The organism is Promicromonospora panici, assembly GCF_900608595.1.
Lineage (GTDB): Bacteria > Actinomycetota > Actinomycetes > Actinomycetales > Cellulomonadaceae > Promicromonospora > Promicromonospora panici.
This window is the reverse complement of sequence record NZ_UWYY01000009.1, coordinates 93,830-107,076: the sequence shown is the minus strand read 5'-3', so window position 1 is coordinate 107,076 and position 13,247 is coordinate 93,830. Positions and strand designations below refer to the sequence as shown.

Here is a 13,247-nt window from a genome sequence, read left to right as displayed (position 1 = left end):
TCTCAGTGCAACAGACCGAAGTCACATCAGATGCCGTGCAACTGACCGAAGTCATCGGGGCCAACCCCGGGTGCCCATACCAGGCGCGTGGGCGCCGGCCGCAGTGTCCAGCGGGACCCCGACCAGCTTCGTGAACATTCGCTCCGCGGCGTCGGCTCATGAGATGTGAGTTCGACGTCGCGGGCTGCGGACGGCGAAACGCGCCGATGGAGGCGACAAGTGTCAGTGGCTCCGGGCACAATCTGTCCCGACCTTCGAGAAGTGAGGTAAGGGACAAGTGGCAAGTATCAATCGGCGGATCGCCGAGGAGCTGGGCGTTCGGGAAGGGCAGGTCACGGCCGCGGTCGACCTGCTCGACGGCGGCGCGACCGTGCCGTTCATCGCTCGCTACCGCAAGGAGGTCACGGGCACGCTCGACGACGCGCAGCTGCGCACCCTCGAGGAGCGGCTGCGGTACCTGCGTGAGCTGGAGGAGCGGCGCGCCGCGATCCTGGCGTCGGTGGACGAGCAGGGCAAGCTCACGGACGAGCTGCGCGCCCAGATCCTGTCCGCCGAGACCAAGTCACGGTTGGAGGACATCTACCTCCCGTACAAGCCGAAGCGGCGCACCAAGGCGCAGATCGCGCGCGAGGCCGGCCTGGAGCCGCTCGCCGACGCGCTGCTGGGTGACCCGTCGCTCGACCCGACGGCGGCCGCCGGCGCGTACGTCGACACGGACAAGGGCGTGGCCGACACGGCGGCGGCGCTCGACGGCGCCCGCGCGATCCTCGTCGAGCGCATGGGCGAGGACGCCGACCTGATCGGCACATTGCGTGAGCGGCTCTGGAAGCGGGGCCGCATGCTGTCCGCCGTCCGCGACGGGGAACAGGACAAGGGCGCCAAGTTCTCCGACTACTTCGAGTTCGGTGAGGCCCTGTCCAGCCTGCCCTCGCATCGGGTGCTCGCCCTGTTCCGGGGCGAGAAGGAGGGCGTGCTGGACCTGACGATCGAGCCGGAGGAGGGCATCGAGGCCGGCGTGCCGACGTCGTACGAGGCCACGATCGCGCACCAGTTCGAGATCACGAACCAGGGTCGGCCGGCCGACCGCTGGCTCACCGACACGGTCCGCTGGGCGTGGCGCACCAAGATCCTGGTGCACCTCGGCATCGACGTGCGGCTGCGGCTGCGCTCCGAGGCGGAGGACGAGGCAGTGCGCGTGTTCGCGGCGAACCTGCGCGACCTGCTGCTCGCGGCGCCCGCCGGCACGCGGGCCACGATGGGGCTCGACCCGGGCCTGCGTACCGGCGTCAAGGTCGCCGTCGTGGACGCCACCGGCAAGGTCGTGGAGCACGCGACGATCTACCCGCACGCTCCTGCGAACCGCTGGGACGAGTCGCTCGCCGTGCTGGCGCGGCTCGCCAAGAAGCACGACGTCGACCTCGTGGCGATCGGTAACGGGACGGCGTCGCGCGAGACCGAGCGGCTGGCCGCCGACCTCATGAAGAAGGCGCCCGACCTCGGCCTGACCAAGGCGATCGTGTCCGAGGCCGGCGCGTCCGTGTACTCGGCGTCGGCCTATGCCAGCGCGGAGCTGCCAGACCTCGACGTCTCGATCCGGGGCGCGGTCTCCATCGCGCGCCGGCTGCAGGACCCGCTCGCCGAGCTCGTCAAGATCGACCCCAAGTCGATCGGCGTGGGCCAGTACCAGCACGACATCACCGAGACCAAGCTGTCGCGTTCGCTGGACGCCGTGGTGGAGGACTGCGTGAACGGCGTCGGCGTGGACCTCAACACCGCGTCGGTGCCGCTGCTGTCGCGGGTCTCCGGCATCACCTCGACGCTCGCCGAGAACATCGTGGCCCACCGCGACGCCAACGGCCCGTACTCGTCGCGTGCCGCGCTGAAGAAGGTGCCGCGTCTGGGCCCCAAGGCGTTCGAGCAGTGTGCGGGCTTCCTCAAGGTCTCGGGCGGCGAGGAACCGCTGGACGCGTCATCGGTGCACCCCGAGGCATACCCGCTGGCCAGGCGCATCGTGACGGCGTCGGGCGCGGACGTGCAGGCCCTCATCGGCAACGGCGGCGCCCTGCGCACGCTGCGGCCCACCGAGTTCGTGGACGAGACGTTCGGTCTGCCCACGGTCACCGACATCTTCGCCGAGCTGGAGAAGCCCGGTCGCGACCCGCGTCCGGCGTTCACCACGGCGTCGTTCGCGGACGGCGTCGAGACGCTCGGCGACCTGCTGCCCGGCATGGTGCTGGAGGGGCAGGTCACGAATGTCGCGGCGTTCGGCGCGTTCGTCGACATCGGCGTGCACCAGGACGGTCTCGTGCACGTCTCCGCGATGTCCAAGAACTTCGTCAGCGACCCGCGCGAGGTGGTGAAGTCGGGCGACATCGTCAAGGTGAAGGTCATGGACGTGGACCTGCAGCGCAAGCGGGTCTCCCTGACGCTGCGCCTGGACGACGAGGTCGGTGCCGCCCCCGGCGGGCGGACCTCTGGCGGCTCCCGCTCCGGTGGTCAGGGGTCGGGCGGGCAGGGCTCCGGCGCGCAGGACGGCCAGGGCGGTGGCGTCCGGAAGGGCGGCGGACGGCAGGGCGGCCGCGACGGGCGCGGTCAGGGCGGGCGCGGGGGGCAGGGCGCGCAGGGCCAGGGCGGCCGCGGCGGGCAGGGTGGCCGTGGCCGCCCCGCTCCGGCGGACACCGCGATGGCGGACGCGCTGCGCCGGGCCGGCCTGGCCTGAGCTCCGGCGGGTCAGATGCGCAGGTCACGGGTGACCTGCGCATCTGACAATTTCGTAAGGTTCTGCGGCGTCGAGCCCCCTGGCGATCGGGACGTCAGCGGGTCACGATGACGACATGAGTCTTTCGGAGGAATTGTTCGACGTCGTGGTCATCGGCGGCGGCGCCGTCGGCGAGAATGCGGCTGACCGTGCGTCACGGACCGGCTTGTCCGTGGCGGTCGTCGAGTCGGAGCTGGTCGGCGGGGAGTGCTCGTACTGGGCCTGCATGCCGTCCAAGGTGCTGCTGCGCGCGGGCGCTGTGCGCGCCCTGGCCAGGGACACCCCGGGCCTGCGGGACCCCGGCGCGCCCGACGTCGCCGCCGTTTTCGCCCGGCGCGACGAGATCACCAGCAACTGGGACGACGCCGGGCAGGTCTCCTGGGTCGAGGGCGCCGGCCTGACGCTCGTGCGCGGGCACGGGCGGCTGGCCGGGGAGCGGCTCGTCGAGGTCACGGTGCCGCCGGTGGCCGCGGTCGGGTCCGGGTCCGGGGCCGACGGCTCGGACGGCGTCGCGGAGGGCGGAGCGGACAGCGGCCTCGGGGAGGCCGACACGGGTGAGGAGCCGGTGACCCGGCTCCTGCGGGCACGGCATGCGGTGATCGTCGCGACCGGCAGCGTCCCCGTCCTGCCGAACACCCCGGGACTCGCGGAGGCGGCGCCCTGGTCGAGCCGCGAGGCGACGGCGGCGGACGCCGTCCCCGAGTCGCTCGTCGTCATCGGGGGCGGCGTCGTCGGCGTCGAGATGGCCAACGCGTACACGGACCTCGGCGCGCAGGTCACGCTCCTGGCCCGCGGGGGTCTGCTGTCGAACGCGGAGCCGTTCGCGGGAGAGATGGTCGAGGAGGCGCTGCGCAAGCTCGGCGTGGACGTCCGCACGGGCACCGAGGCCGCCTCGGTCGAGCGGCCCGGCACTACGCTCGAGGACAGCGCGCCCGGCCCTGTCACCGTCACCCTGGCCGACGGCGAGAAGATCACCGCCGCCGAGATCCTCGTGGCGACCGGCCGGGTGCCGCGTACGGCGGACCTGGGCGTGGAGCGCGTGGGCCTGTCCGAGTCGGCGCTGGGCCGCGGCGGGGCGCTGGTGGTCGACGACTCGCTGCAGGTCACAGGCGTGCCGGGCGGCTGGCTGTACGCCTGCGGCGACGTCACCGGCCGCGCGCCGACGACCCACCACGGCAAGTACCAGGCGCGGATCGTCGGCGACGTGGTGGCCGCGCGGTACGGCACGGAGGCGGGAGATCGGTCACCGACCAGGGGCGACCCGGAGCCCGCCGTCGGGCAGGAGGGCAAGCCGTGGTCGCGGTATGCCGCGACCGCCGACGAGACCGCGCGCGTCCAGGTCGTGTTCACGCAGCCGCAGGTGAGCTGGGTGGGGCCGACGGAGCACGAGGCGCGTTCGGCGGGGATTCCCGTGGAGACCGTGTCGTACGACCTGTCCTGGGTGTCGGGCGCGAGCGTGGAGACGCCCGGGTACACCGGCCGTGCCCAGGTGCTGGTCGACACGCAGCGGCGGGTCCTGGTGGGCGCCACCTTCGTGGGGCCCGACGCCGGGGAGATGCTGCACGCGGCGACGATCGCCGTCGTCGGCGAGGTGCCGCTCGACCGGCTGTGGCACGCGGTTCCCGCGTACCCGACGGTCAGCGAGGTCTGGCTCCGCTTCCTGGAGTCCTACGGCCTGTAGGACCCAGGTTGCCGAGGTAGAACTGTGGCGAGACAGAACTGGGGCCGGAGCGCTGATCAGCGCTCCGGCCCCAGTTCTGTCTCGCCCCAGTTCTACCTCGCCCCAGTTCTACCTCGGCATCACGAGGTGGGCGTGAGGGAGCCGTCCGAGCTGAAGACCAGGCCCAGGGTGACCTCGCCCTGCTGGAGGGCCGACTTGGTCAGCGGGCCGCCGGCGTCGAGCGAGCGGAAGTCCGCGAACTCCAGGCCGTAGGTCTCCTCGAGGCCCGGCTGGCAGAACGGGCGCTCCGTGCACTCCGGCGGGCCGCCCAGCACCAGACCGCCACAGGCCTCGGCGAGCTCGCTCAGCGAGGTCACGCCGTGCTCGTCCGCGAACGCCTTGGTCACGGCGAACGCGTTCTGGTCCTGCGCGGGCGAGGGCTCGCCGAACACAAGGCCGACCTCCTCGCCCAGGCCCGTCAGCGCCTCCGCGGTGGCATCGAGGTCGCTGCTGGCGACCGCCTCGGCGTCGGCCCCGTTGACGTCCTTGTTGATGAACTCGGTGAGCGTGCCCACGTACTCGGGGATCACCTGGACCTGCTCGCCGCTCTCCAGTGCGGGGAGGTAGGCCTCGCGGTTGCCGATGGTCGTGACCGTGGCCTCGTACCCGGCGGCGTTCAGGACCGTCGCGTAGATGTTGCCCAGCGTGGCACTCTCGGCGAAGTCGGCGGCGCCGATGGCGATCTCTCCGCTACCGCTCTGCTCGGGGTTGTCGAGGCCGGCGTCGGCCACGAACTCCTGGGCGACCTCCTCGGAGCTGCGGCGGTCGACGTCGACGGCCTTGTTCAGGCCGATGAGGGTGTCGGTGTCGAGGGCGGCCGACACGGTGTCGAGGAGCGGGACGAGCGTGTCGTCGCCCTCGATTGCTGCCGCGTTGACCGCCGGGATGATGTTGTCGACGGTCTGCAGCTGCTTGTCGTCCTCGAGCACCACGAGCTCGTCGCCCGGGGCCGCTTCGCAAGCGGCCATGCTGCCGCCGCCGCCCGTCGAGGCGCTGCCGCTCCCTCCGGCGGAGCCCGGCGTGCCGCAGGCGGCCAGGAAGGTGAGGCTCGCAACGGCCGCCGCGGCGCCGAGCGCCCGGGGCAGGGACACGTGCGTACGGGGGAACTTCATCGAATGTCTCCGAACGTGGGTGGCGTACAACTGTTCTACGGCTTCGATCTGTCCCATTCGACCCCGGTGAGCGATGGAAGGCAAGAGATAAAGCCACCCGTGAGATTCTCGTTACATTCTCCGAGGGCCGGGGCCTGCCCCCTGTCGGTGCAGGTCGGCTTCAGACGGTGCCGGTGTCGAACCGTGGTGGTGCGGGCGCGGAGCGCCGTCGTCGGGTGGCCGCGCCCACGCGCAGCGGCGCGGGGGTGGCCAGGCGCTGGCCGATCGCGAGGACGGCGTCGATCGCGAGGCACAGCGCCGCGACCACGATGCCGCCGGCGAGCACCTCGCCGTATCGCTGCGTGCCCATGCCGAACGCGATGACCTGGCCCAGGCCGCCGCCGCCGGCGAGCGCCGCGAGCGGGATCGTGGCCACGACCTGAACGATGGTGGTCCGCAGCCCGGCGGAGACGAGGGTGGTGGCGAGCGGCAGCTCGACCTGCAGCAGGATGCGGCCGCCGCTCATGCCCATGCCGCGGGCGGCGTCGCGTGCGTCGGGGTCGGCGCCGCGTACCCCCTCGTAGGTGTTGACCAGGAGCACGGGCACGGCGAAGAACGCGGCGGCGATGACGGTGGCCGTGTTGCCGAACAGCCCGCCCGCGGCGAGCAGCAGGATGATGCCGAGCGTCGGCAGCGCCCGGGAGGTGTTGGTGAGCCAGACGACGAGGCCCGCGCCCCGGCCGCTGTGCCCCAGCCATGCGCCGAGCGGGATCGCGAGCGCCGCGGCGGCGCCGACAGCGGCGGCGGTCATGAGCAGGTGCTCGCCGGTCAGCTCGAGCAGGCCGCCGGGCTCGGTCCAGGTCAGGGGGTCGTTGAGCCACACGAAGGCCTGGTCGACGACGCCGGTGGGGGCGGTCATGCGGTCCTCCTGCGCAGCCAGGGGGTCAGGGCTCTGCCGGCCGCCCAGAGGGCGAGGTCCAGCACGAGGGCGAGCAGGATGGTCGCGAGCGTGGCCGTCATGATCTCGGCCCGGTAGAAGTTGTTGCGGAAGCCCTGGAACATGAGCTGCCCGAGCCCGCCGTAGCCGACCACCACACCGACGGTGACGAGCGCCACGGTGGACACGGTGGCCAGCCGCAGCCCGGCGACGATGCTCGGCAACGCGCTCGGCATGGCCACCTGGACGAGCATCCGGCCCGGCCCGTAGCCGAGGCCGCGGGCCGCGTCGAGCACAGCGGGGTCCACGGTGGCGAGCCCGGCCACGGTGTTGCGCAGGATGATGAGCAGTGCGTAGACCACCAGGCCCACCAGGACGGGCGTGCGGCCGATCCCGAGCAGCGGCGCCAGGATCGCGAACAGCGCCAGCGACGGCACCGTGTACATGACGGCGACCGTGCCGAGCACCGGCCCGGACAGCCACCGGAACCGGGAGACCAGTGCCCCCAGCGGGATGGCGATGGCGGCCGAGATCGCGACGGCCTCGATCGTCACGCCGGCATGCTCGACCGTGCGTTCCCACAGCACGGGCGCGTTGTCGACCACGTAGGACCAGGAGAACCAGGGGTTGCCGGGCATGCCTCCGACCGTACCGTGGGTGACACCCGGTAGGTTCGACGACATGGCTGCGCGCACCGTGATCGAGCTGGACAACGTCCGTAAGGCGTACGGGGACGGAACCGTCGCCGTCGAAGGGCTGAGCCTCGCCGTGCGCGAGCACGAGGTGCTGGCCCTGGTCGGCCCGTCGGGCTGCGGCAAGTCCACCACGCTACGCATGGTGAACCGCCTGGTGGAGCCGACGTCGGGCCGCATACTGCTCGACGGCGAGGACGTCACCGACACCGACCCCGTGGCTTTGCGCCGCCGTATCGGCTACGTGATCCAGAACGTCGGGCTGTTCCCGCACCGCACGGTCGAGGCGAACATCGCGACGGTGCCCGGCCTGCTCGGCTGGGACCGGAAGCGCACGCGGGCGCGCGTGACCGAGCTGCTGGACCTGGTGGGTCTGCCCGCCGCCACCTATGCCAAGCGGTACCCCCACGAGCTGTCCGGCGGCGAACGTCAGCGCATCGGCGTGGCCCGCGCGCTCGCGACCGACCCGCCGGTGCTCCTGATGGACGAGCCGTTCGGCGCCGTCGACCCGGAGTTCCGGCGGCACCTGCAGGCGGAGTTCCAGCGCATCCAGCGCGAGACCGGGACCACCGTGATCCTCGTGACGCACGACATCGACGAGGCGGCGCGCCTCGGCGACCGGATCGCCGTGCTGTCCCGTGGCGGGGTGCTCGAGCAGGTGGCGAGCCCGCTCGCGGTCCTGGCCCACCCGGCGTCGGACCGCGTGCGGGACTTCACCGGCGAGGGCGCCGCGTCCCGCATGCTCGCCCTCGCCCGCGTCCAGACCGCCGATCTGGAGGGCGCGGAGCGGATAGTCGAGCCGGCGCCCGCGCCCGTCCGGCTCGGTGGGCGCCTGACCGACGCGTTCGAGGCGGTCGCGGCGCTGCCGGGCTCGGCGATGGGCCGGGTTCCGGTCGTGGGGGAGTCGGGCGACGTCGTCGGCTCGCTCACCGCCGACGGGATCCTCGGCGCGCTGCGCCGGGCGGCGGACGCGGCGGCGAGCGACCCGGGCGTCGCGGATGCTCCGGATGCTCCGGACACCGAGGATGCCCAGGACACCGCGGACGACGGCGTGCCCGGCCGCGAGCCGGCAGTGTGACGGACACCCCGTTCCCCAGGGCGCACAGGCCGGGACCCCGCGGAACCGGTCCCGATAGTCTCGGTCCGTGACCAACGCCCGAGTAGCCCTCGCGACCTGCTCCCAGCTGCCCGACCTCGACAAGGACGACGTGCCGCTGATCGCCGCGCTGGCCGAGCGCGGCGTGACCGCCGACCCCGCCGTCTGGGACGACCCGGCCGTGGACTGGCACGCCTACGACCTCGTCCTGGTCCGCTCCACCTGGGACTACTCGCCGCGCCACGACGAGTTCCTCGCGTGGGTGCGCTCCCTGCCCAAGGTGGCCAACTCCGCCGACGTCATCGAGTGGAACACCGACAAGCGCTACCTGCGTGAGCTCGAGGCCGCCGAGATCCCCGTGATCCCCACGATCTGGCTCGACCCCGCCCGGCACCTGTCCAAGCGCGCCGTGCACACCCGCATGCCCGCCTTCGGCGACTTCGTGGTCAAGCCCGTCGTCAGCGCCGGAGCGCAGAACACGGGCCGCTACCAGCCCGTGTCCGCCGAGTCGCGCGGTAAGGCCATCGCGCACGCCACCCGCCTGCTCGACGACGGCCGCTGGGTCATGATCCAGCCCTACGTCACCTCCGTCGACACCGCCGGCGAGACGTGCCTCATCTTCATCGACGGTGAGCTCACGCACGCCGTTCGCAAGAACGCGCTGCTCACCGGCCCGGCCGAGGACACCGGCGAGCTGTACGCGGAGGAGGAGAAGTCCGCGTTCGAGGCCACCCCCGCCCAGATCGACGTGGCGGAACGGGCGCTCGCTGTGGCGCGGACGGCGACCGGCGCAGACCTCACCTACGCGCGTGTGGACCTCGTCTCGGGTGACGACGGCGTCCCGATGGTCATCGAGCTGGAGCTCACCGAGCCGTCGCTGTGGATGAAGTACGGCACGGGCGTCGAGGGCAAGCTCGCCGACGCCGTCGTGAAGCTGCTGGGCTGATCCCGCCCCGATTTCCCGGGAGTACGCGAAAGGGCCCCTCACCTGAGTGAGGGGCCCTTTCGTACGGGGTGAGCGACGGGACTTGAACCCGCGGCCCTCGCGACCACAACGCGATGCTCTACCAGCTGAGCTACGCCCACCATGTTCGCCGATCGTGGACCGGCGGCCGTCGAAAAGCATACATGCTCGGTGGCCGCGGGCCGAACTTGAATCTACGGGGCGAGGTGCTTCGTGACGGACGTCTCTGCCACACGCTGCGCCGCCGCCCGCGCGGTCGCCGTGTCAGGGCCGGGCTGGGCGGGGAACAGGACCTCGCGGTAGTAGCGCAGCTCGTCGATCGACTCGAGGATGTCGGCGAGCGCGCGGTGCCCGCCGCCCTTCTTCGGTGACGCGAAGTAGACGCGCGGGTACCAGCGCCGCGCGAGCTCCTTGATCGACGACACGTCGACGATCCGGTAGTGCAGGTGCGCCACCAGCTCGGGCATGTGCAGGTCGAGGAACGTCTTGTCGGTGCCCACCGAGTTGCCGGCCAGCGGCGCCTTGCGTGGCTCCGGCACCCACTCGCGGACGTAGGCCAGGATCTGGTCCTGCGCCTCCTGGAGGGTCAGCCCTCCGTCGAGCTCGTCGAGGAGGCCCGACGTGGTGTGCATGGCGCGCACGAAGTCGTTCATCTGCGCCAGCGCTTCGGCGGGGGGCTTGACGAGGACATCGACACCGGTGCCCAGGACGTTGAGGTCGGAGTCCGTGACGATGGCCGCGACCTCGACGAGCGCGTCGGCGCGCAGGTCCAGGCCCGTCATCTCGCAGTCGATCCAGACGATGCGCTCGTTGGGGTTGGGAAGGCTCACGCGGCTCAGCCTATTCCGTCCGGGGGTGAGGGGTTGCGCGAGGCATCGGATCGCCGCCCGTTGGTGCGGGTCCTCGAGGCGTCATGGCGCACAAAGGCCCTTCCGCGAGGCGATCTGAGGTCGTCGGGGAAGGGCCAGGATGTCTGACGTCGGCGGCGGTCAGATCAGGCGGAGCCGCTTGAAGCGCTTGGTGGCGCGGCGCTCGGGGCGTTCACGCAGGGCGCGCTCCTGGGCTCCGGCGACCTCGGCCCGGCGGGCGATCTCGGCGACCTGAGCGCGGCCGATGTAGTACGCGGTCTGGGCATGCATGTGCGTGGTCCTTCCAGGGGTGGGGAGAGGCTGACGGTGTCGTGGGTGCGCCGGCCGGGTCGCGGCCCGGTGTCCTGTTGTGTTTCCGTCGTGTTACATCATTCCTGATACCGGAAATCCCGCGCAAGGCGGACAGCGGTGATCTGCAGCACCTTTCCGCAGGTCAGCGCGCAGGCGCGTACTGGTGCGGAAAGACCGAAGCAGAGCGGGTGGTAGGCACACGCTCTGCTTCGGTGGTGGGGACGGCGCCGGCCGCCGGAGGTCCGGCGGGCGCCAGAGGGATCATGCGGAACGCACGCGCAGGGCGGGTGCCGGTGCGCGGCTGTCGTTCCGGTGTGCGGCGCGGGCCTCGGCCTTGCGTCGCTTCTGCTCCTTGCGGAGCGCGTTCCAATGCCGATGCTGCTCGGCGTCGCGGAGGCGGTCCCGGTGAAGGGTGAGCGCCAGGTCGTACTCGGTGTGCACGTGAGTGCCTTTCGTGACGCTGGAGGTGTCGGTCTCCCGACGTGGGTCTGGCCGGACCCTGTCCACCGCTCGGTATGGGACCGAACGGACGTCACCGCGGTGTGCCTAGAGCCTCCCAGGTAACACCGACGTTACGCACGGCTTTTTGCGCAGACGTGTCCGACGCTCAGGTCACTCCGGTGACCTCAGCGTCTGACACGTCTCGCTAGACCTCGCCGGGGAGGGCCTTGCGGATGACCAGGCGGGTCCAGGCGCCGATGAAGATCCGGTCGCCCTCCTCGATCTCCTTGCGCACGCCCTGCGTCAGCGGGTTGTCGGGCAGGGGGTCGCCCGCGGGCGCGACGAAGGTCCCGTTCGAGGAACCGAGGTCCTCCACCCACCACCGCTGACCGTCGGTGGTCAGCTGGCAGTGGCGCCGGGAAACGCCGGGGTCGCTGCCGCAGTCGACGTCGGGCCGGATGCCGCGGGACTGCGACGGCCGGCCCACCAGGAGGCTGCGCTGGCGCAGCGTGACCAGACCGGGCAGGCCGGCGGACGGCATCGGGTCCTCGGGCCGCTCGTGCGCGTACCAGTCGGGGTCGACCCAGATCTCCGCGACCCAGGCGTCGTCGCCCGGTACGGGCGGCGCGCTGAGCCCGCCGCCCGCGGACGGCGTGGGCGTCCCGGTCGAGGACGGCGGCGGCGCACCCGTCGACGGTGCGGGACCGGGAGGCGACACCGCGCCCGACGTCGGCGGAGCAGGCCCCGAGACCGGGCGGCCCGGCGGCTGCGTCGCGCCCAGATCGCCCAGGTCCAGGCCGGACGCCGGGGCCGGCGGTGGGGCGGGTGTGCCGGTGGTGAAGTCGTACCCGCAGTTCTCGCAGAACAGGGAGCCGGCCGGGGACAGGTCGCCGCAGTTCGGGCAGGTCACCGGGCCGGTCTCGCCTGTCTCGGCCCCGGAACCGCCGGGCTCGGCCCCCGGCTGGCCGCTCTCGGTCTCCAGGCCCCCGGGCTGGGCAGCGGACGCCGCGCCGGCCGGGATCGGCGTGCCACACACGTCACAGTAGTCCGTGGCCTGGCTGGCGTGGCCCTCCGGGCAGGTCACCGTCATGCGCGCCGGACCCGGGTCGTCTTGGTGGATGCGGTGTCGAGTGCCATCTCGTCCAGCTTGGCGGTGTTCCGCTTGAGGCGCACGGTGCCCTCCTCCTCGTTCTCCACCTCCACGATCTTGCGCAGGCGCGAGGTGGCGTCGTCGTTGCCGGTCTCGGCGGCGAGCTGGACGGCGCGACCGAGCTTCACGGTCGCGGTCGCCTCGTCACCAGCGGCCTTCGCGGCCAGGCCCTCCTGGATCGCCGAGGCGAGCTCCGCCTGGCCCGTGTAGTGCGCCACCTCGGGGCTGATCCGGGCGGTGAGCGTGGAGTCGTCCGACCACTTGGCCTTGACCAGGCCCGACGCCGCCACCCCGCCGTCCACGGCGATCTGCACCCGCGCGGCGAGCTGCTCCGAGCCCACCGGCTTGGCCGGCACGCGGACCGCCACGTGATAGTCGCGCGTCTCGTCCGCCCACGCGCCCGTGGGATAACCGCTGGTCAGGGGGTTCACCTCGGTGCGGCGTCCGGTGAGGTCGTCCACCTCCGGGGCTACCTGCTTGACGAACAGGACCTGCGACCCCTGCGGCGCCCACACCCGCAGGTCCACCGCGGCGACGCCACGGGCCATGGACTTGCGCACCAGGGCGGAGAAGTCCTCCGCGATGTCCTCGGGCCGCGCGATCAGGTCGACGGTGCCGAGCAGCGCCGTCGAGATCTTGCGCAGCTCCTCGACCACCCAGCGGTCGCCGACCCCGCGGGCGTCGCACTGGAAGTGGCCCGTGACGTCGGCGATCATCCGGTCGAGGTGCATGGTCGGCTCGGACTCGTTCTTGCCGTCGGTCAGCAGGATCAGGTGCTTCTGCGCCACGGGCGCCGTCGCGAAGAGGTCGTCGGCGAGGCGCAGCCAGGTCGAGATGGCGGTGCCGCCGCCCGCGGCCATGGTCGAGATGGCGCGCTTGGCCTCGTTGCGGGCGCCCGGCTCCATCGTCACCATCGGCACCCGCGCGTTGGGGTACGGGAAGATCCGGGTGGCCACGTGCGAGCCGCCGATGATGGCGAACAGCGTGCCGTCCGGGATCTGGTCGACGGCGACCGCCGCCGCGTGCTTCGCCGCCTCCATGTTGCGGCCCTGCATGGAGCCGGAGGTGTCGACGGCGACGATCTCGGCGACACCGCTCGCGCCGCCCGCGCCGGCGCCGCCCGCGCCGATGCCGGCCGCCCCCGCGCCCGTGCAGGTCACGGACACGACGGCGTGCACATCGGTGGCGCCGTCGGACAGGAACTCGTTCTGGAAGACCTCGGCGGAGAACTCGGCCAC

At 72.3% G+C, this 13,247-nt stretch carries 12 protein-coding genes and 1 tRNA gene; 4 read left to right on the top strand and 9 right to left on the bottom strand.

What is annotated here, in order from left to right; all coding sequences use genetic code 11:
- Positions 1-277: 277 nt before the first annotated feature.
- Positions 278-2,719 (top strand): Tex family protein, encoded by a 2,442-nt coding sequence (locus EW117_RS12025; protein ID WP_129786955.1) that lies wholly within the window; start codon positions 278-280, stop codon positions 2,717-2,719.
- Between the two features lie 115 nt (positions 2,720-2,834).
- Positions 2,835-4,439: a dihydrolipoyl dehydrogenase family protein gene (locus EW117_RS12020; RefSeq protein WP_129786954.1), complete on the top strand. Its 1,605-nt coding sequence runs from the start codon at positions 2,835-2,837 to the stop codon at positions 4,437-4,439.
- Positions 4,440-4,558: 119 nt separating this feature from the next.
- Here the strand turns inward: EW117_RS12020 and EW117_RS12015 are convergent, their stop codons facing one another.
- The 3 genes from EW117_RS12015 to EW117_RS12005 form a co-directional block, all read right to left on the bottom strand.
- The gene (locus EW117_RS12015; protein ID WP_129786953.1) at positions 4,559-5,590 is read right to left on the bottom strand and encodes a glycine betaine ABC transporter substrate-binding protein; all 1,032 of its coding nucleotides are present in this window, start codon (positions 5,588-5,590) and stop codon (positions 4,559-4,561) included.
- Between the two features lie 160 nt (positions 5,591-5,750).
- On the bottom strand, positions 5,751-6,488 hold the full coding sequence (locus EW117_RS12010) for an ABC transporter permease (protein WP_129786952.1): 738 nt from the start codon (positions 6,486-6,488) through the stop codon (positions 5,751-5,753).
- Positions 6,485-7,144 (bottom strand): ABC transporter permease, encoded by a 660-nt coding sequence (locus tag EW117_RS12005; RefSeq protein ID WP_129786951.1) that lies wholly within the window; start codon positions 7,142-7,144, stop codon positions 6,485-6,487. Before EW117_RS12005 ends, EW117_RS12010 begins: the two co-directional genes overlap by 4 nt.
- A gap of 43 nt (positions 7,145-7,187) precedes the next feature.
- Between EW117_RS12005 and EW117_RS12000 the strand changes: the two genes are divergently transcribed.
- Both EW117_RS12000 and EW117_RS11995 read left to right on the top strand, forming a co-directional pair.
- Positions 7,188-8,276 carry an ABC transporter ATP-binding protein gene (locus tag EW117_RS12000; protein WP_242504248.1) on the top strand — a complete coding sequence of 363 codons (1,089 nt, stop codon included), beginning with the start codon at positions 7,188-7,190 and terminating at the stop codon, positions 8,274-8,276.
- Positions 8,277-8,343: 67 nt separating this feature from the next.
- Positions 8,344-9,240, top strand: coding sequence for an ATP-grasp domain-containing protein (locus EW117_RS11995; RefSeq protein ID WP_129786949.1), 897 nt, complete (start codon positions 8,344-8,346; stop codon positions 9,238-9,240).
- A gap of 67 nt (positions 9,241-9,307) precedes the next feature.
- On the opposite strand, the gene EW117_RS11990 is transcribed toward EW117_RS11995, so the two are convergent.
- The 6 genes from EW117_RS11990 to EW117_RS11970 form a co-directional block, all read right to left on the bottom strand.
- Positions 9,308-9,380, bottom strand: a tRNA-His gene (locus EW117_RS11990).
- Positions 9,381-9,452: 72 nt separating this feature from the next.
- The gene (gene orn, locus EW117_RS11985; RefSeq protein WP_129786948.1) at positions 9,453-10,088 is read right to left on the bottom strand and encodes an oligoribonuclease; all 636 of its coding nucleotides are present in this window, start codon (positions 10,086-10,088) and stop codon (positions 9,453-9,455) included.
- Between the two features lie 159 nt (positions 10,089-10,247).
- A complete protein-coding gene (locus tag EW117_RS29395) occupies positions 10,248-10,397 on the bottom strand; it encodes a hypothetical protein (RefSeq protein ID WP_165362663.1) in 150 nt (49 codons plus the stop codon).
- Between the two features lie 282 nt (positions 10,398-10,679).
- Positions 10,680-10,859 carry a hypothetical protein gene (locus EW117_RS11980; RefSeq protein WP_129786947.1) on the bottom strand — a complete coding sequence of 60 codons (180 nt, stop codon included), beginning with the start codon at positions 10,857-10,859 and terminating at the stop codon, positions 10,680-10,682.
- Positions 10,860-11,064: 205 nt separating this feature from the next.
- The gene (locus EW117_RS11975) at positions 11,065-11,949 is read right to left on the bottom strand and encodes an FHA domain-containing protein (RefSeq protein ID WP_129786946.1); all 885 of its coding nucleotides are present in this window, start codon (positions 11,947-11,949) and stop codon (positions 11,065-11,067) included.
- Positions 11,946-13,247, bottom strand: coding sequence for a VWA domain-containing protein (locus EW117_RS11970; RefSeq protein ID WP_129786945.1), 1,302 nt, complete (start codon positions 13,245-13,247; stop codon positions 11,946-11,948). The genes EW117_RS11975 and EW117_RS11970 overlap by 4 nt, the downstream gene beginning before the upstream one ends.